We start from the raw sequence: 18,159 nt of genomic DNA on the forward strand, positions 1-18,159 counted from the left end.
CTGCCGGTGAGGGTCCGCAGGGGCAGCGCGGCGGCGTCAGTCCGCCGTTTCGTCCAGCGCGCGCAGCAGATCCGCCACCAGGTCGTCGGGGTCCTCCGCGCCGACCGAGAGCCGGATGAAGCCCTCCGGCACCGCGTCGCCGCCCCAGCGTCCGCGCCGCTCCGCGGTGGACCGCACCCCGCCGAAGCTCGTCGCACCCTCGACCAGGTGGAGCGCGTCGAGGAAGCGATCGGCACGCGCGCGCGAGGGCAGCGTGAAGGAGACGACACAGCCGTAGCGCAGCATCTGCTGCGAGGCGACCTTGTGGGACGGGTCGTCGGGCAGTCCGGGGTAGCGCAGAGCGGTGATCTCGGGCCGGGACCGGAGTGCCTCGGCCACCCTGAGCGCGGTGGCGTCCTGCCGGTCCACTCGCAGCTGGAGGGTGGCGATCGAGCGGTGCGCGAGCCAGGCCTCCATGGGGCCGGGAATAGCACCGGCGATCTTGCGCCAGCGCCGTACGGTGGCCATCGCCCGGGCGTCGCGGCCGGCCACGTAGCCCAGCAGGACGTCGCCGTGGCCGGTTAGCTGCTTGGTGCCGCTGGCCACCGAGAAGTCGGCGCCGAGCTCGAGCGGACGCTGCCCGAGCGGTGTGGCGAGGGTGTTGTCGACGGCCACCAGGGCACCGCGGGCGTGTGCCGCCTCGGCCAGCCTCCGCACGTCGCACACGTCGAGCCCGGGGTTCGACGGCGTCTCGATCCACAGCAGCTTCGCTCCGTCCAGCACGTCGAGCTGGGCGTCCTGGCCGGTCGGCGCGGTGCGTACCTCGATGCCGTACGCCTCCAGCTGCGCGCGGACCAGCGGCAGTGCCTGGTAGCCGTCGTCGGGCAGAACGGCCGTGTCGCCGGCGCGCAGCTGCGAGAAGAGCACCGAGGAGATGGCGGCCATGCCCGAGGCGAAGACGAGTGTCTCCACGTCGTCCGGGCCGGGTCCCTCGAGCTCGCCGATGGCGCGCTCGAGGTGGGTCCAGGTGGGGTTCTCGTCGCGGCCGTAGGTGTACGGACCGGTCGGGTCGCCCGGCAGGTGGAAGTGGGCGGCGAACACCGGGCCGGGCAGGGTCGGCTCGTGCTTGACGGGTTCGGGCAGCCCGGCGCGCACCGCGCGCGTGCCGTCACCGGGGACGGAAGCGGATCCGTCCGTACCCGTACCGGCAGTGTCGTTCGTGGCGGAATCGCTCATGCCGCCCGTCCTTCCACTTGCTCGCGTACCGCGGCGAGCAGTCCGCTGCTCGCCGCTTCCACCATCTCAAGGCATTGCTCGAAGCCGTCCTGGCCTCCGTAGTAGGGGTCCGGGACGTCCAGGTCACCGCCGTCGGCGGCGGGGTCGTACGACCGCAGCAGGCGCACCTTGGCCGCGTCCCGCTCCGTGGGGGCGAGGCGCCGCAGGGCCCTGAGGTGCCCGGCGTCGAGGGCGACGACCAGGTCGAGGCGGGAGAACCAGGACTGCTGGAACTGGCGGGCCGTGTGGTCGAGGCCGTAGCCGTTCTCCGCCAGGACGGCCACGGTGCGCGGGTCGGCGTCCTCGCCCTCGTGCCAGCCGCCGGTGCCGGCGCTGTCGGCCTCGACCAGGTCGTCGAGCCCGGCGTCCGCCACGCGCGCGTGGAAGACGGCCTCGGCCATCGGGGAGCGGCAGATGTTTCCCGTGCACACGAAACAGACGCGGTAGGTCATCGCGATCAGTCCCCGTCGGGCAGGAACGCGTTGAGGGCCCAGGAGACGATCGAGACGATCAGGCCGCCCAGGACGGCGGTCCAGAACCCGTCGACGTGGAAACTCAGGTCGAGCTTGTCGGCCACCCACGACGTGAGCAACAGCATCAGGGCGTTGACCACCAGCGTGAACAGGCCGAGGGTCAGGATGAACAGCGGGAAGGTCAGCACCTGCACGATGGGCTTGACCACCATGTTGACCAGGCCGAACACCAGGGCGACCACGATCAGGGTGGCGGCCTTCTCCCCGGTGCTGCCCCCGGTCAGCGTGATTTTATCGAGCAGCCATACCGCGACCGCGAGGGCGCCCGCGTTGGCGATCGTCTTGACTAGGAAATTCTTCATGTGTCTGATCGTGGCAGACGCGATCGGAAACGAACGGTGAGGCAGGGACGGACAAGGCGATGAAGGCATTCCGGCTGGACGAACTGGAGGCGGAGCGCGCCGCCAACGACGGTGCCTATCTGCAGTTCCTGCGTGAGCGGAACATGTCGGTCGGCCTGTACGCCCTCGACGCGGGGACGGCCGACCCGCAGAAACCGCACGCACAGGACGAGGTGTACTTCGTGGTGAGCGGGCGGGCCGCGATCACCGTGGGCATGGAGACCACCCAGGTCGCCCGCGGCAGCGTGGTCTACGTGCCGGCCGGGGTCGCCCACAAGTTCCACCACATCAGCGAGGACCTGCGGGTCCTGGTGGTGTTCTCTCCGCCGGAGAGCTGAGAGGGGCCCCGGGGTTCCCTAGGGGATCGGTCAGGGGGAGACAAGGGGTGCTGGGCCCCTGCCGCGGCGCTCGCGGCTCTAGCATCGAGTGCAGGACATCAGAGGACTCCCCAGGACTTCCTGGGCTCCCCCGAAAGGTAAGGGCAAGGGCGATGCGAGAGATCTTCACGGGACTGCCGTGGTGGGTGAAGTGGGTCGCGGTGCCGGTCATCGCCCTGGTCGTGTTCGGCGGTCTGATCGCCAGCGTGGTCGGGTTCGTGATCGGACTGCTGTTCAAGCTGCTGGTGTTCGTCGCACTCGTCGGCGGACTGATCTACGTCGTACGCAAGTTCATGTCGAGCTCGTCTTCCCGCAGCGACTGGTGAGCGAGGTGGGGCACCGGTGGCGGTAACAGGAACCACCGGTTCCCTCGGCCGGGGGAAGTTTCCCGTACGGGCCGTCGGTAAGCGCTGACCGGCGGTTAGAGTCCGGAACTCCACGCGGGGGCGACCTCGCGAGCGGCGTACACCCCCACCCGTGTTCTCCGCACGGTCTGCCACCTCGCGTTCCGGGAGTGACCCTTGGCCACGGCTGACACCGCATTCGCTCAGCTGCACGCCCTTCCCGTGCAGCCCCGCTCGACGCCTCGGACACCCCCCGCGCCCTCCTCCGCCGACCCGCCCACCGCCACCCTGATCGGCTCCGTGCAGCGGGCGATGCGCCTGCTCGAGTGCGTCGCCGAGCACGAATACGGAGCCCCCGCCAAACAACTGGCCCGGGAGACGGGGCTGGCGCTGCCCACGGCGTACCACCTGCTGCGCACCCTGGTGCACGAGGGCTACCTGCGCCGCGAGAAGGGGCTGTTCTTCCTCGGTGAGGCCGCCGAGCGGCTGAGCAGCAGCGGAGCCGAGCAGAAACGTCGCAGCACGGTGGTCGACACCATGGCACGCTGGCGCGACGCGATCGGCTTCCCCGTGTACTACGCCATGTACCGGGACGGCGAGATCGAGGTCATGTGCGTGTCCGACACCCCGGGCAACCCGGCGGTCGAGGAGTGGGCGGACTTCCGCGAGACGGGACACGCGCACGCCATCGGGCAGTGCCTGCTGTCCCAGTTGGACGAGGACGCCCGCCGCGACCACCTCGACCGCTATCCGGCGCAGCCGGTCACGCCGTACACGGTGCGTGACGGCCACACTCTGCTGAGACGGCTGGAACGCACGCGCCGGATGACGCCGGTGACCGAGCGCCAGGAGTACGCGCTCGGGACGGTCTGCGCGGCGATTCCGATCACTGTCGGCACCACCGCCGCGACGATGGCCATCTCACTGCCCCTGCATCAGGCGGACCGGTTGCTCCCGGCGGCACAGCGTTTGCAGCACGAAGTGGGTCGGCGTCTGGGTTCGCTCGCGCTCTCTATCAGTATCTGAAAACTCACTCCTTGTGATCTGGTGTGTACGTTGAGCAAGATGCCACCAGTGTTAGAGGTTTGATTCCCGGACAGTCGACGGCGAATGACGGGGTAGGCGAATGGGCGAGTCCGTACAGGCAGAGGTCATGATGAGCTTTCTCGTGTCCGAGGAGCTCTCTTTCCGCATCCCCGTGGAGCTGCGGTACGAGACCCGTGATCCCTATGCCGTACGACTGACCTTCCACCTGCCCGGAGACGCGCCGGTGACCTGGGCCTTCGGCCGGGAGCTGCTGGTCGACGGGGTGGGCCGGCCGTGTGGGGACGGTGACGTGCGCATCGCGCCGGTCGACCCCGAGCCGTTGGCCGAGGTGCTGATCCGCCTTCAGGTCGGCAGCGATCAGGCGCTGTTCCGCTCCTCGGCCGCGCCCCTTGTGGCCTTCCTCGACCGCACCGACAAGCTGGTGCCCCTCGGCCAGGAGGGCGCGCTCGCCGACTTCGACAGTCACCTCGACGAAGCCCTGGACCGCATCCTGGCGGAGGAACAGAGCGCGGGCTGAACCGTTACGGCACCGCCCGCAGCGGTGGCGTAACGCTTCGCCCGGCGCGTCAGCGCTTACGGCGGCGGCCCCGCCCGCCACGTGCGGGTGCCCCCGCGGCGGTCGCCGCCCCCGCGGTCCCGGCCGGCCGGTCCGCCGCCACGACCAGGGCGGCGAGGGCCGTGGTGACCGGCACGGAGGCCACCAGCCCGATCGAGCCGACCAGCGTACGCACGATCTCCTCCGCCACCAGTTCACTGTTGGCGACCGTCCCCACGCCGCTCTGCGCGATCGAGAACAGCAGCAGCAGGGGCAGCGCGGCGCCCGCGTAGGCGAGGACCAGCGTGTTCACGACCGAGGCGATGTGGTCGCGGCCGATGCGGATGCCCGCGCGGTACAGGCCGCGCCAGCCCATCGTCGGGTTGGCCTCGTGCAGTTCCCAGACCGCCGACGTCTGGGTGACCGTCACGTCGTCGAGGACACCGAGCGAACCGATGATGACCCCGGCGAGCAGCAGACCGCTCATGTCGATGGACGGGTACAGGCCGTGGATGAGACCCGTGTTGTCGTCCGTGTTGCCGGTGAGTGCGGCCCAGCCGATGAACAGCGATCCCAGCACGCCGATCAGCAGCAACGAGATCAGGGTGCCGAGCACTGCCACGGAGGTCCGGGCCGACAGTCCATGACACAGATACAGGGCGATCAGCATGATGGCGCTGGATCCGACCACCACCACGACCAGGGGGTTCGAGCCCTGCAGGATCGCGGGCAGGATGAAGAAGTTCAGCAGCAGGAAGCTGATGGCCAGCGAGACCAGCGCCATCAGGCCGCGCAGTCGTCCGACGACCACGACGGCGAGGGCGAAGATGCCGGCGAGCAGCGCCAAGGGGAGCCGGCGGTTGATGTCGGTCACCGAGTACTGCAGGTCCTTGGGCGCGGAGGGCTCGTAGGCGACCACCACCTTCTGCCCCTCGTGCAACTGCCGTGACTGGTCCGGCTGGACGATCTCGTCGAACGTACGGCCCTTGTCGTCGCCGGTGTCGACGCGGACGGTGGCCCGCTTGCACTCGCCCGTCGCCTGCTGCACCGCGGAGGAACCCTCGGCGGTGGACGTGTCGCCGGTGGGGGTGGCGCCCGAGCCGTTGACCGACTGGCAGCTCAGTTCGACCACCTTGGTGACGGTGGCCTGCTGTGTCTGCCGGTCGAAGCCGACGCCGGTGCGCTCGTGGGGCGGCGCACCGCCCGGCCACAGCACCGCGAGCCCGATCACCACGGCCGCGGCGAAGGGGATCAGGATCGCCGCGATGACCTTGCGCAGGTGCCGGGAGACGGGTGCCGCGGGCCCGTGACTGTGCGAGTGCCCGTGCCCGTGTCCGCCTCCCGATCCGTGTCCGCCGCCGGCGTCGTGTCCCCCACTCCCCGCTCCGTGCCCGTGGCCTGCCCCGTGTCCGTCCCCCGGACCGGGGCCCTGGCCCGCAGCGTGTCCGTGATCGGCCTCAGGTCTGCCGTCGCTCGCGCCGTGAGTGACGACGGGGACATGGCCGGTGGTACGACCGTCGCCCTCTGCGGCGTTCGGTCCGCGGCGGGGGCGGCGCGGCGGAAAGGAGGGGTGCTGCGGTGTGGTCACCGCCCGATCATCGCAAGAACGAGGGGGGCCCTCTGTTCACCGCGCCCGAATGGGCGCTAGCGTGGAGGCACCTTTGTACACGCGGGAGCTCGGAGCACCGGGCTGAGAGGGCGCTGACCTCCGTCCCAGCGATGTTTCACGGGAAACGTCACCGAAGTCGAGTGACGTATCCCACGAAACACCGTCGGACGGAAGCCGCTGCGTCGACCGCCGAACCTGTTACCGGGTAATGCCGGCGTAGGGAGTAGGTCTCATGACCATCAAGGACGCACGCACGCCTGCCTCCACGCAGAACTCCGCCCAGGCGGACACCGCGGACACCGAGAACGCGAACACCGAGAGCGCGGAGGCCGGGAAGTCCATCGGCTGGCACAAGGCGTACGTCGAGGGCTCGCGCCCCGATCTGCGGGTGCCGGTCCGTCAGGTGCACCTCACCAACGGGCAGTCGGTCACGCTGTACGACACCTCGGGCCCGTACACCGATCCACTCGTCGACACCGATGTCCGCAGGGGACTGGCCCCGCTGCGGGAGAACTGGATCATCGCCCGCGGCGACACCGAGGAGTACGCGGGCCGTCCCGTCCGTCCCGAGGACGACGGAGTCAAGCACACCTCGCCGCGCGGCGGCCTGCGCAACCTGGACGCCGTCTTCCCAGGCCGCCCGCGCCAGCCGCGCCGGAGCCGGAACGGGGTCGCGGTGACGCAGCTCGCGTACGCGCGACGGGGCGAGATCACCCCGGAGATGGAGTACGTGGCCGTCCGGGAGAACGTCTCACCGGAAGTGGTCCGCGAGGAGATCGCCGCGGGACGTGCCGTACTGCCCGCCAACGTCAACCATCCCGAGATCGAGCCGATGATCATCGGCAAGCGGTTCCTGGTGAAGGTCAACGCCAACATCGGTAACTCGGCGGTGACGTCCTCCATCGAGGAGGAGGTGGAGAAGATGACCTGGGCGACCCGGTGGGGCGCCGACACGGTCATGGACCTTTCCACCGGCCGCAACATCCACACCACGCGCGAGTGGGTCCTGCGCAACTCTCCCGTTCCCATCGGAACCGTGCCGCTCTACCAGGCCCTGGAGAAGGTCGACGGCCGGGCCGAGGAGCTGAGCTGGGAGATTTACAAGGACACCGTGATCGAACAGGCCGAGCAGGGCGTGGACTACATGACGGTCCACGCGGGAGTGCGCCTTCCGTACGTCCCGCTGACCGCGAACCGCAAGACCGGCATCGTCTCGCGCGGCGGCTCGATCATGGCGGCGTGGTGCCTGGCGCACCACAGGGAGTCGTTCCTGTACGAGAACTTCGAGGAACTCTGCGAGATCCTCGCCGCCTACGACGTCACGTACTCCCTCGGCGACGGCCTGCGGCCCGGATCGATCGCGGACGCCAACGACGAGGCGCAGTTCGCCGAGTTGCGCACTCTCGGGGAACTCAACCGGATCGCCAAGCGTTGCAACGTACAGACCATGATCGAAGGCCCGGGACACGTTCCGATGCACAAGATCAAGGAGAACATCGACCTTCAGCAGGAGATCTGCGATGAAGCTCCGTTCTATACCCTCGGCCCGCTGACGACGGACGTCGCGCCGGCGTACGACCACATCACCTCCGGCATCGGTGCCGCGATGATCGCCTGGTGGGGCACGGCCATGCTCTGCTACGTCACGCCCAAGGAACACCTGGGGCTGCCCAACCGTGACGACGTCAAGACCGGCGTCATCACCTACAAGATCGCCGCCCATGCCGCCGACCTCGCCAAGGGTCACCCAGGTGCGCAGGAGTGGGACGACGCGCTGTCGGACGCCCGGTTCGAGTTTCGGTGGGAGGACCAGTTCAACCTGGCCCTCGACCCGGACACGGCACGGGAGTTCCACGACGAGACGCTGCCGGCCGAGCCCGCCAAGACGGCCCACTTCTGCTCCATGTGCGGGCCCAAGTTCTGCTCCATGAAGATTAGTCAAAGCATCACAGAGCAGTTCGGCGGCACGGCGGCTGCGGGGGCGACGGCTGACGAGGTCGCTGCGGGGATGCTCCAGAAGTCGAAGGAGTTCGCCGAGAGCGGGAACCGGGTGTACCTGCCGCTCGCAGACTGACTCTCACCTAGCGGTGGTCTGCACTCTCTGGTTGGCCTTCCGCCTGGCCTGGAGTGCAGAACACCGTGTCTCGCCGACCTCAATTTCTGCTCTGAAATGCACTGTTCGGAGGCTGGAGGACAGCGGCAGGGGTCATCCTGCTCGGCATGAAGCCGAAGATGAAGCGAATCGCCTTCACTGTGGTCGCTGTCCCGGCGGTCGTCGGGTACATCCTGCTGCTTTGGCACGGCCCCTGGTGGGTCGATGGCGCCCACCTCCGTAGCACAAACCTTCAGCCGGCCGACGGTGTTGTCATCACGGGCTTCCGCACCATGCTCGTTGCGCTCGGCGCGGGGGCGGTAGCCGCTGTCAGCCTTTACTACACCCACCGCAACCATTTCTTGGGTTTGCGGCAGTACGAACAGGTACAAGAGCAGTTTGAGCATACGAGGGTTCGTGATCAGGAGCAGTCTGAACTAACTCGTGAAGGTCAGGTCACCGAAAGGTACGTTGAAGCAATCAAGCTCGTGGCGTCGGAGAACGTCACGGAGCGACTTGGCGGCATTTATGCGCTAGAGCGTATAATGCGAGACTCCAAGAAAGATCACGCAACCGTGGTCGAAGTGCTGGCAGCCTTTGTTCGACAGCACGCCGCTGCTGGGAACGAAGAGGGCTCAGACGAGAAGGATGTTAAGCCTAATGAGGACGTACAAGCTGCGCTAACTGTTCTTGGCCGACGACCGATCCATGATGACGTTCCCATCTACATCGACCTTCGTCACACAGATCTCCGTGGTGCGGACTTCAGCGATGCCAAGCTCGATCAGGCAGACCTGAGGGGCGCTCGTTTGCAGCGGGCCTACTTCGCCCGGTCTTTTATGAGGGATGCGGTCTTCCAGGGCGCTGCACTGCACAACGCGGACTTCTCTTTCACGCACCTCAACGGGGCAATTTTCTACCGGGCCGACATGGAAGAAACCACACTATGGCAGGCTGACGCCAGAAACGCCGTCTTTTCTTACGCCAAGATGGAGCGGGCTCGCCTGAGGGAAACCAATCTTCAGGGCGCTGCCTTCATTGGCACTCAAGTAGCATCTGCCGAGTTCCATGGCGCTAATCTCAGGGGTGCCGTGCTGAAAACGTGCATCTATCCTCCTCGCAGGGCCTACGCATCGAACAACTCGCCACTGCGGCTCTTTCTCAAATCCAGGACCTTCCCCCAGGGATGAGTCTCGAAGAGCTTGAGAAAGCCAAAGGGAGCATCGCGCCGCTTCGACGGTCGTGAGTGCCGGTCCTGGGCGTAGAGTCTCCCGGCATTGAGTAGGAGAACATAGGCATCATGACGGGTGTTGTCGTCCATGAAGATCTCGCAGGACATTCGCCGGGAGCACGGAGGCAGCAAGGGCGAGATCGAGCAGGGCATGGCGCAGAAGTCGAAGGAGTTCGCGGCGGCGGGCAACCGCGTGTACCTGCCGATCACGGACTGAGCGCCCGGGTGCGGGGAGGGGGGGACAGGCCGCAGGGCCGTCCCTCTCCCCGCCCAGGGGTCCCGCTCGGCAGACTGGAGGCATGACAGCCACCTCACTGAGCAAGGGTGCCAACATCGCCGTCGCCTCCCCCGCGGTGCGCGTCGAACTGGTGTGGTCCGCAGGGCCGGGCGTCCCGGAGGTCGACGCCTCCGCGCTGCTGCTCACCTCGGCCGGACGGGTGCGGGATGACGGTGACTTCGTCTTCTACAACCAGCCCCGTCACACGTCCGGCGCGGTACGGCACCTGGGCAAGCGGGGCGGCCCCGGCGGGGACGCGGGCGTGACGAGCGATGCCGTCGAGGTGGATCTGCGGTCGGTGGAAACGGCCGTCGAGCGCATCGTCCTGTGCGCCTCGGCTGACGGCGGGACGTTCGGCCGGGTTCCGGGGCTGTCGCTGCGGATGCTGGACACCGGGACCGGTGCCGAGCTGGCCCGGTTCGACATCACGGCCGGGCCGGAGACCGCTCTGGTCGGCGGCGAGTTGTACCGGCGCCAGGGGTCGTGGAAGTTCCGCGCGGTCGGACAGGGATACGCCGCCGGACTCGCGGGGCTGGCCACGGACTTCGGCATCACCGTGGACGACACTCCCCCGGCGGCGGCTCCCGCCCCTGCCCCCGGCGCGCCGACGACCACCGCTCCCCCGGCGTCCCCGCCGTCCGCGGCGCCGGTAGCCCCGCCGATGCCCCCTGCGCCGCCCGTACCGCGGAGCGCGCCGCCCGTACCGCCCAGCGCGCCGTCGGCCGCCACCGGTCCCCGTCTCACCAAGGGCGAGGAACGCCTCCCCGTGGACATGCGCAAGCGGCTGTCCCTGCGCAAGGAGCAGGTGGCGGTCAGCCTGAGCAAGCACGGAGCAGCCGGTGTCACCGCGCGTGTGGTCCTCGTACTGGACGCCTCCGGGTCCATGGCCCCCCTCTACTCCAAGGGCGTCGTCGCGGACGTCGTGGAGCGGATGGCCGCCGTGGCCGCGCAGTTGGACGACGACGGGGAGATGCAGGCATGGACCTTCGCCTCGAACCCGGCGCGCCTGCCCGACCTGCGCCTGGGCGAGCTGCCGGAGTGGCTGCGGCTGCATGTCCGCGTGGGGGAGATCAGCCTGTTCCGGCGGGGCAGGAAGAAGGGTCTGCACCCCGAGCAAGTCGACATGCGGGCGGTCGGCATCCAGAACGAGGAGCAGAAGGTGATCGCCGAGGTCCGCGCCTTCGTCCGGGCCGACCCGGCGCCGGTGCCGACCCTGGTGCTGTTCTTCTCCGACGGCGGTGTCTACCGTAACGCCGAGATCGAGCGGGAGCTGCGGGAGGCCGTGGAGGAACCCGTCTTCTGGCAGTTCGTCGGGCTGGGGCGGGCCGGCTACGGGGTACTGGAGCGGTTCGACACCCTGCCGGGCCGTCGCGTCGACAACGTGGGCTTCTTCGCCGTCGACGACATCGGCACCGTACCGGACGCGGAGTTGTACGACCGCCTGCTGTCCGAGTTCCCGTCCTGGATCACTGCCGCCGGCCGGGCGGGCATCCTCTGAGTCGCTGCCCGCCCGTGCCGGTGGCTACTCGGGCCGGTGTTCCGGGCCGCCGAAGTCCGGACTGCTGTAGTCCGGGCTCGAGTAGCTCGGACGCGAGCCCGCGTCGGAGCCGCCGTCGGGGCTGCTGAACCCGGGGCGGCCGTAGCCGAGGTGCGGCATGCGGCTGCTCGGGGCCGCCGGCCCCGCACGGTGCAGCGCCGCCGCACCCGGGTCGCTGAGCGCCTCCCGCAGGAAGGGCAGGATGCCGCGTTCCAGCAGGGCCTCGTGCCAGGCGTCCCTGGCCCGGGCCACCTCCTCGTCGCGCGCGGTGTAGAAGGCGGACTCGGCGGAGGGGCGGTTGCGCAGCGCGGTGAGCAGCAGTCCGACCGCGGCGACGAGGATCGCCACCGCGGTGACGGCGCCGAACACCCACCCCGTGGTGAGCATGGTCTGCGCGAAGGTCTGCCCGGGGTCGAGCATCTTGAGGAGGTAGCCGACCAGGAGGAAGATCGCCGCGGCGGTGCCGGCCAGGACCGGTGCCAGGACGGCGACGACGGCGACGGCCCCCGCGCCCGTCGCCTCGGCCATCTCGCCCATGGTGGCGGCGAGTCCCCCCGCGCCTGTGCCTGGCTCCTGGGAGCCGGGTCCGCGCGCGGTGGTCGACGGGCCCGACGGAGCCGGTTGGCGCGATTCCTCGCGGACCTTCACGTAGTGCTGGTACTCGGTCGTGGCCGCCGCCGTGATGAGGGCGGATGCGTTGAGTGCCATGGTGCGCAGCTGTTCGGAGTTGAGCCGCTGACCGACAGCGGCCAGTTCCGGGCGGTGTGGTGCGGAGCGCAGCGCCCCGTCGAGGACCCGCTCGTACTCTTGGCGGTCCTCGTTCGACAGGTACTGCGGAACGCTGTTCATGTGCATCCCCCGATGCTCCGTAGGGCTTGGGGCTCGCATGCCAACGAGCCGTCGGGCAGAAACGGAGGGGAGCCTGCTACGGATAAGCCGATGGTAGAGCGGTGACGGTGGAGGGTGACAGGGGGTTTCCAGAAATTGGGTGCCGCTTCGTGAGGACGGCGCTCCCGGAAAGCCCGCGCGAAACCGCCGCGAAGCCCGTACGACGAATGGTCAGGATCCCAGCGGGAGTTGCTGGACCAGCAGCTTTCCGGCCATGGTGACGCCGCCGTCCATCGCGATGGCCAGGCCGTCCGCGTAGACGTGCGGGCCCTCGACGACCGTACGGGTGTCGTCCTCGCCGTCCTCGGAGCCCACTTCGCCCAGCAGGTAGGGGATGGGGCTGTGGCCGTGGACGATCCGGGTGCCGCCGTATGTGTCGAGCAGTGAGCGCACGGCGTCGGCGCCGCCCTCGTCGCGGAAGGAGAAGCGCTTGGTGAGCTTGCGGAACAGGTCCCACACCTCCTCGGCGTCGTTGCGCGTGAGCGTCTCGCGGACGGTGTCGTTGACCTCTTCGATGGAGCGGCCGTAGTCGAGGTAGGTGGTGGCGTCCGAGTGGACCAGGAGGTGGTCGTCCACCTCTTCCATGGCGTCGAGGCGGGCCATCCACTGCAGGTGGTGGTCCTGCAGGCGGTCCATGTCGGTCTTCTGGCCGCCGTTCAGCAGCCAGGCGGCCTGGAAGGTGGCGGTGCCCGCGCCGGAGTTGACGGGGGTGTCGCCGAACCGCTTGGCGCCGAGCAGCAGCAGTTCGTGGTTGCCCATCAGCGCCTTGCAGTATCCGCCGGCCGCGGCGGCCTCCGCGGACAGCCGCATCACCAGGTCGATGACGCCGATGCCGTCCGGGCCGCGGTCGGTGAAGTCACCGAGGAACCACAGCCGGGAGGTGCCCGCGCACCACTGGCCGGCGTCGTCGACGAGGTCCTTCTCCCGCAGGGCGGCCAGCAGCTCGTCGAGGTAGCCGTGCACGTCGCCGACGACGAACAGGGGGCCCTGACCGGTGACGGGCTGCTGCACCGCGACCGGCTCGGGGTCGACCGCGACCTGGACCGTGTCACCACGACGGATGACGGGCAGATCGCGCTGGGTGGGCGTGTAGCCGTCGGGGAGGGCCTCGTCGAGCCCCTCCTCGGAGGGAGGCGCCGACTCGCCCGTGTGCATGCCGGGGCCAGCGTACGGAGCGGCATCGTGGACGTACGCGGGCACTCGGAAGTCGCGCACCGTCGCCGTCCGCTCCACCTCGGGTCCCTGACCGGCCCCCTGAGTCATCGACCCCTCCACCATCGCGCCGCATCTGCACCGCTTCGGACTGCCTGGTCGCAGCGGCCCGCGGTGTGTGGGCCCATCATAGGAATGCGGATCGCGCTGTGTGATGACCCAGGGGTGGTGAATCAGGACAGGACTCCGGTTCCCCGCGGCTTTCGCCCCGATTGGGCCTGGCTTCGCCCGTCCGTAACCGGGGTCCGGTCGTGTTCCGGACGTGCCGGATGTGGCGTTCGCCGCCCTGTTTCGCCGCCGTTCCGCGTCGTTGCCGTTGTTCCGCGTCGTCGCCCCTCGCCGTCCTTCGGCGCTCCCGCCCGCGACCGGGACGCGCCGCCGCGCGGTGCGCCGCTCGGTGGCGCGTCGGCCGCGGGGACGTGTCCCGGTCGGGTCGTGGGTACGGCCCCGGCCCGCAGGGCCGCCCTATTCGCCCTCCGGCGACCGCGGCGGGCTGACCGTCGTGCGTGGTGGCCGCCGCTGCGACGACGTACGCACGATCAGTTCAGTCGGTATCACCTGCTCGACCGGCTGGTCGGTGTGCAGCCCCTCGATCGCGTCGATGAGGACCTGGATCACCGCGGTGCCGATGCGCCGGGGCTTCAGCGACAGGGTGGTGATGGGCGGCTCGGTGCTGGCGTACACGGTGGACTCGCTGCAGCAGACCAGCAGCAGGTCCTCGGGGACGCGCAGACCGTAGCGGCGGGCGGCGGCGAGCAGGTCGGTGCCGTTCGGGTCGAACAGGCCGTAGACGGCGTCGGGCCGGTCGGGGCGGGCGAGCAGCCGGTCGGCGGCTACCGCGCCGGCGCACGGGTCGTGCGCGGGGTAGGACTCGTAGACCGGGTCCTGGCCGACGCGCTCGCACCAGCGCAGGTAGGCGGTGGTCGACAGGTGCGTGTACGTGTCGGTCGTGGTGCCGGTGAGCAGGCCGATCCTGCGGGCGCCGGCGTCGGCGAGGTGGTCCAGGATGCCGAGTACGGCCGCCTCGTGGTCGTTGTCGACCCAGGCGGTGACCGGCAGTGAACCGGCCGGGCGGCCGTCGGACACGACGGGCAGCCCCTGGCGGACCAGTTCGCTGACGACCGGGTCGTGGTCCGAGGGGTCGATGACGACCGTGCCGTCGAGCGCGACGTTGGACCACACGTCGTGACGGGAGGTCGCCGGGAGGATGACGAGGGCGTAGCCGCGGGCGAGCGCGGCCGACGTGGCGGCGCGCGCCATTTCGGCGAAGTACGCGAACTCGGTGAAGGTGAAAGGTTCATCCCCGTACGTCGTCACGGTCAGGCCGATCAGTCCGGACTTGCCGGTGCGGAGCGTGCGGGCGGCGGCCGAGGGCCGGTAGCCCAGACGGTCGGCGACCTCGCGCACATGGCGCCGGGTGGCATCCGGGAGTCGGCCCTTGCCGTTGAGGGCATCGGAGACGGTAGTGATGGATACTCCGGCGGCGGCGGCCACGTCCCTGATACCCGCCCGGCCCGGCCGGCTGCCTCGACGTGAGGTTTCCGCGCGGCTCACCTGGTGCTTCCCTGCTGCTGTCATGGCGAGCCGATAGTAGGGCTCATGGGGTGGGGTAGTGCGGACGCATATGCACGCGTTGACAGTCACGTTTCTGCATGATCATTAACGGTGAACAGCCTTGGAAAGAAAGCTAGTTGGGTCCACCCATCCCATTACCTGACGTGTTGACCAGTGAGGGCCTGCCAAGGGTTGGATGTTGCGAAGAGGTCTCAACTCACCTGCACGAGGGATGCGCGCCACGGCGCGAGCCACCGGCGCGTAGATATATGTGCGGCGCGCCCCCCGAATCGTGCGCCTTCGTGTGCTGATGCCCCTGATGCCGCTGTGACGGATGAGGTTCGGCCACCCGGCATCGGGTCCGGTCCACCTATACGCAGCGGCGGCGAATCCTCATAGGGTGAGAAGTATTCGATGCCGGTGGTGGTCACGAGGAGGACTGCGGTGAGCGAGAAGAGCCCCAAGCTGCGCGCCGAGCTGGAGGGGATTCCCACCTACAAGCCGGGCAAGCCCGCCGCGGCCGGCGGCCCGGTGGCCTACAAGCTGTCCTCCAACGAGAACCCTTACCCGCCCCTGCCGGGGGTGATGGAGACGGTGACGGCCGCTGCCGCCTCCTTCAACCGGTATCCGGACATGGCCTGCACGTCGCTGATGGCCGAGCTGTCGGACCGGTTCGGCGTGCCCCTTTCCCACCTGGCCACCGGCACCGGGTCGGTCGGTGTGGCGCAGCAGCTGATCCAGGCGACCTCGGGCCCCGGCGACGAGGTGATCTACGCCTGGCGCTCCTTCGAGGCGTACCCGATCGTCGCGCAGATCAGCGGGGCGACGTCCGTGCAGGTCCCGCTGACGCCGGGCGAGGTGCACGACCTCGACGCGATGGCGGACGCGATCACCGACCGGACCCGGATGATCTTCGTCTGCAACCCCAACAACCCGACCGGCACGGTGGTGCGGCGGGCCGAGCTGGAGCGGTTCCTGGACCGGGTGCCGAGCGACGTGCTGGTGGTCCTGGACGAGGCCTACCGCGAGTTCATCCGCGACGCCGAGGTCCCGGACGGCGTCGAGTTCTACCGTGAGCGGCCCAACGTCTGCGTCCTGCGCACCTTCTCCAAGGCCTACGGCCTGGCGGGGCTGCGGGTCGGGTTCGCGATCGCCCACGAGCCGGTGGCGGCGGCGCTGCGCAAGACGGCGGTGCCCTTCGGGGTCAGCCAGATCGCCCAGGAGGCGGCGATCGCCTCGCTGCGCGCGGAGGACGCGCTGATCGGCCGGGTCGGCTCGCTGGTGTGCGAGCGCACCCGGGTGGTCGACGCGCTGCGCGCGCAGGGCTGGACGGTGCCGGAGACCCAGGCCAACTTCGTCTGGCTGCGGCTGGGGGAGCGCACGCTCGCCTTCGCCGACGCCTGCGAGCGGGCCGGTGTGGTCATCCGCCCCTTCGCGGGTGAGGGTGTGCGCGTGACGGTCGGGGAGGGCGAGGCGAACGACCTCTTCCTGAAGGTGTCGGAGGAGTTCCGCAAGGAGTTGTAGCCCCCGCGAGGCGGGACGAGGAGTCGCGGGACGGCCACTGCCGTTCCGCGATTTCTGTATGCCGTGGGGCCGTCTCCCAACCTTCGGGTCCAGCGGTTCGCCGAAGGTCCGGCGAAGGGGTTGACGTCACAGGGGACCCCCCTTCCGGTGTCTAAAAGCTGTAGGTCATAATTGCTTGTGAATGTGAACGCGTTCACAAGCGTGTCCCGGTTGCGCCCGCGTTGGGTGTGACAAACGCGCTCAAAATGCCGCTGAACACGGCGATGTGGTGAGGTAAGGAGAGTGACGACGTGGACATGGCTCTGGCGCCGGAGACGCTGGCGCGATGGCAGTTCGGCATCACGACCGTCTACCACTTCCTGTTCGTCCCGCTGACGATCTCGCTGGCCGCCCTGACGGCCGGACTGCAGACCGCCTGGGTCCGCACGGAGAAGGAGAAGTACCTCAGGGCGACCAAGTTCTGGGGCAAGCTCTTCCTGATCAACATCGCGATGGGCGTCGTCACCGGCATCGTGCAGGAGTTCCAGTTCGGCATGAACTGGTCCGACTACTCCCGCTTCGTCGGAGATGTCTTCGGTGCTCCGCTGGCCTTCGAGGCGCTGATCGCCTTCTTCTTCGAGTCCACCTTCATCGGCCTGTGGATCTTCGGCTGGGACAGGCTGCCGAAGAAGATCCACCTGGCCTGCATCTGGATGGTCTCGATCGGGACCCTGCTGTCGGCGTACTTCATCCTCGCGGCCAACTCCTGGATGCAGCACCCCGTCGGCTACCGGATCAACGAGGAGAAGGGCCGCGCCGAACTCACCGACTTCTGGCAGGTCCTCACCCAGAACACCACCCTCAACCAGGTCTTCCACAGCTTCTCGGCTGCCTTCCTCACGGGTGGCGCCTTCATGGTCGGCATCGCCGCCTTCCACCTGATGCGCAAGAAGCACATCCCGGTGATGCGTACCTCGCTCCGGCTCGGCCTGGTGACCCTGGCGGTCGGCGGCCTGCTCACCGCGGTCAGTGGCGACACCCTCGGCAAGGTCATGTACGAGCAGCAGCCGATGAAGATGGCCGCCGCCGAGGCCCTGTGGGACGGCGAGGAGCCGGCACCGTTCTCGGTGTTCGCCTACGGGGACGTCGACAAGGGGCACAACAAGGTCGCCCTGGAGATCCCCGGACTGCTCTCCTTCCTCGCGCACAGCGACTTCGAGTCCTATGTGCCCGGCGTCAACGACACCAACAAGGCCCTCCAGGAGCAGTTCGGCCCCGGTGACTACAAGCCCATCGTCCCCGTCGCCTACTGGGGCTTCCGCTGGATGATCGGCTTCGGCATGGCGTCCTTCTCACTCGGTCTGCTGGGCCTGTGGCTGACCCGGAAGCGGTTCCTGCTGCCACCGGCCCTGCGCACCGGAGAGGACGAGGTGCCGCATCTGGTGCTGCTGAAGAAGCCGCTGGGGGCGAAGCTCACCCGGATGTACTGGCTGCTGGCGCTGTGGACGATGGCCTTCCCCCTGATAGCCAACTCCTGGGGCTGGATCTTCACGGAGATGGGCCGGCAGCCCTGGGTGGTCTACGGCGTGATGCAGACCCGCGACGCCGTCTCCCCCGGGGTCTCCACCGCCGAGGTCGTCATCTCGATGTCCGTCTTCACCCTGCTGTACGCCGTCCTGGCCGTCATCGAGGTCAAGCTCCTGGCGAAGTACGTGAAGGCGGGTCCGCCCGAGCTGACCGAGGCCGACCTCAACCCGCCCACGAAGATCGGCGGCGATCTCCGTGACGCCGACAAGCCGATGGCCTTCTCGTACTAGGCCGAGGG

The 18,159-nt window shown here is 68.9% G+C and carries 16 protein-coding genes, 1 pseudogene and 1 riboswitch; of the genes and pseudogenes, 10 read left to right on the forward strand and 7 right to left on the reverse strand.

Translation table 11 applies throughout. From position 1 onward, the window contains the following. Nucleotides 1-36: 36 nt before the first annotated feature. From ACIQFU_RS35460 to ACIQFU_RS35470, 3 genes are read right to left on the reverse strand one after another with little or no spacing between them, the layout of a single operon-like run. Nucleotides 37-1,215: a cystathionine gamma-lyase gene (locus tag ACIQFU_RS35460; protein ID WP_402557199.1), complete on the reverse strand. Its 1,179-nt coding sequence runs from the start codon at nucleotides 1,213-1,215 to the stop codon at nucleotides 37-39. Beyond that, the gene (locus ACIQFU_RS35465; RefSeq protein ID WP_402557201.1) at nucleotides 1,212-1,706 is read right to left on the reverse strand and encodes a low molecular weight protein-tyrosine-phosphatase; all 495 of its coding nucleotides are present in this window, start codon (nucleotides 1,704-1,706) and stop codon (nucleotides 1,212-1,214) included. The genes ACIQFU_RS35460 and ACIQFU_RS35465 overlap by 4 nt, the downstream gene beginning before the upstream one ends. Nucleotides 1,707-1,711: 5 nt before the next feature. Beyond that, entirely contained in the window at nucleotides 1,712-2,089 is a 378-nt protein-coding gene (locus ACIQFU_RS35470; RefSeq protein WP_402557202.1) for a phage holin family protein, read from the reverse strand. A 59-nt stretch (nucleotides 2,090-2,148) separates the two neighbouring features. On the opposite strand from ACIQFU_RS35470, the gene ACIQFU_RS35475 reads away from it, so the two are divergent. The 4 genes from ACIQFU_RS35475 (at nucleotide 2,149) to ACIQFU_RS35490 (ending at nucleotide 4,413) form a co-directional block, all read left to right on the forward strand. Continuing rightward, on the forward strand, nucleotides 2,149-2,466 hold the full coding sequence (locus ACIQFU_RS35475; protein ID WP_053133839.1) for a cupin domain-containing protein: 318 nt from the start codon (nucleotides 2,149-2,151) through the stop codon (nucleotides 2,464-2,466). Between the two features lie 152 nt (nucleotides 2,467-2,618). After that, nucleotides 2,619-2,831: a DUF5326 family protein gene (locus ACIQFU_RS35480; RefSeq protein WP_030042262.1), complete on the forward strand. Its 213-nt coding sequence runs from the start codon at nucleotides 2,619-2,621 to the stop codon at nucleotides 2,829-2,831. 306 nt (nucleotides 2,832-3,137) lie between these two features. After that, the gene (locus ACIQFU_RS35485) at nucleotides 3,138-3,875 is read left to right on the forward strand and encodes an IclR family transcriptional regulator (RefSeq protein ID WP_402557270.1); all 738 of its coding nucleotides are present in this window, start codon (nucleotides 3,138-3,140) and stop codon (nucleotides 3,873-3,875) included. A 100-nt stretch (nucleotides 3,876-3,975) separates the two neighbouring features. Further along, entirely contained in the window at nucleotides 3,976-4,413 is a 438-nt protein-coding gene (locus ACIQFU_RS35490) for an SsgA family sporulation/cell division regulator (RefSeq protein ID WP_007388906.1), read from the forward strand. A 49-nt stretch (nucleotides 4,414-4,462) separates the two neighbouring features. On the opposite strand, the gene ACIQFU_RS35495 is transcribed toward ACIQFU_RS35490, so the two are convergent. Beyond that, nucleotides 4,463-6,019: a YibE/F family protein gene (locus ACIQFU_RS35495; protein WP_402557205.1), complete on the reverse strand. Its 1,557-nt coding sequence runs from the start codon at nucleotides 6,017-6,019 to the stop codon at nucleotides 4,463-4,465. Between the two features lie 71 nt (nucleotides 6,020-6,090). Further along, a riboswitch (TPP riboswitch) is annotated at nucleotides 6,091-6,280 on the forward strand. Between ACIQFU_RS35495 and thiC the strand changes: the two genes are divergently transcribed. The 4 genes and pseudogenes from thiC (at nucleotide 6,273) to ACIQFU_RS35515 (ending at nucleotide 11,138) form a co-directional block, all read left to right on the forward strand. Next, nucleotides 6,273-8,114, forward strand: coding sequence for a phosphomethylpyrimidine synthase ThiC (thiC, locus tag ACIQFU_RS35500; protein WP_402557207.1), 1,842 nt, complete (start codon nucleotides 6,273-6,275; stop codon nucleotides 8,112-8,114). (Overlaps the previous riboswitch by 8 nt.) A gap of 146 nt (nucleotides 8,115-8,260) precedes the next feature. Next, entirely contained in the window at nucleotides 8,261-9,322 is a 1,062-nt protein-coding gene (locus ACIQFU_RS35505) for a pentapeptide repeat-containing protein (RefSeq protein WP_402557208.1), read from the forward strand. Nucleotides 9,323-9,448: 126 nt separating this feature from the next. Beyond that, nucleotides 9,449-9,580: pseudogene (locus ACIQFU_RS35510) on the forward strand (thiamine biosynthesis protein ThiC); the annotation flags it as partial. Between the two features lie 82 nt (nucleotides 9,581-9,662). Next, nucleotides 9,663-11,138, forward strand: a complete 1,476-nt coding sequence (locus ACIQFU_RS35515; protein WP_402557210.1) for a VWA domain-containing protein — start codon at nucleotides 9,663-9,665, stop codon at nucleotides 11,136-11,138. 24 nt (nucleotides 11,139-11,162) lie between these two features. Here ACIQFU_RS35515 and ACIQFU_RS35520 read toward each other — a convergent pair whose 3' ends face one another. The 3 genes from ACIQFU_RS35520 to ACIQFU_RS35530 all read right to left on the reverse strand — a co-directional run bounded on the left by ACIQFU_RS35520 (nucleotide 11,163) and on the right by ACIQFU_RS35530 (nucleotide 14,855). Further along, nucleotides 11,163-12,032 (reverse strand): hypothetical protein, encoded by an 870-nt coding sequence (locus ACIQFU_RS35520; protein ID WP_402557211.1) that lies wholly within the window; start codon nucleotides 12,030-12,032, stop codon nucleotides 11,163-11,165. A 204-nt stretch (nucleotides 12,033-12,236) separates the two neighbouring features. Further along, nucleotides 12,237-13,343, reverse strand: coding sequence for a Ser/Thr/Tyr protein phosphatase SppA (sppA, locus tag ACIQFU_RS35525; protein WP_402557213.1), 1,107 nt, complete (start codon nucleotides 13,341-13,343; stop codon nucleotides 12,237-12,239). A 399-nt stretch (nucleotides 13,344-13,742) separates the two neighbouring features. Then, nucleotides 13,743-14,855 (reverse strand): LacI family DNA-binding transcriptional regulator, encoded by a 1,113-nt coding sequence (locus ACIQFU_RS35530; RefSeq protein WP_402557214.1) that lies wholly within the window; start codon nucleotides 14,853-14,855, stop codon nucleotides 13,743-13,745. Between the two features lie 420 nt (nucleotides 14,856-15,275). On the opposite strand from ACIQFU_RS35530, the gene hisC reads away from it, so the two are divergent. Together hisC and ACIQFU_RS35540 are read left to right on the forward strand one after the other, a co-directional pair. Further along, nucleotides 15,276-16,355: a histidinol-phosphate transaminase gene (gene hisC, locus ACIQFU_RS35535; protein WP_402557215.1), complete on the forward strand. Its 1,080-nt coding sequence runs from the start codon at nucleotides 15,276-15,278 to the stop codon at nucleotides 16,353-16,355. A gap of 290 nt (nucleotides 16,356-16,645) precedes the next feature. Beyond that, entirely contained in the window at nucleotides 16,646-18,151 is a 1,506-nt protein-coding gene (locus ACIQFU_RS35540) for a cytochrome ubiquinol oxidase subunit I (RefSeq protein ID WP_402557217.1), read from the forward strand. Nucleotides 18,152-18,159 lie beyond the last annotated feature (8 nt).

The sequence above is a fragment of the Streptomyces sp. NPDC093065 genome, assembly GCF_044754585.1.
GTDB lineage: Bacteria > Actinomycetota > Actinomycetes > Streptomycetales > Streptomycetaceae > Streptomyces.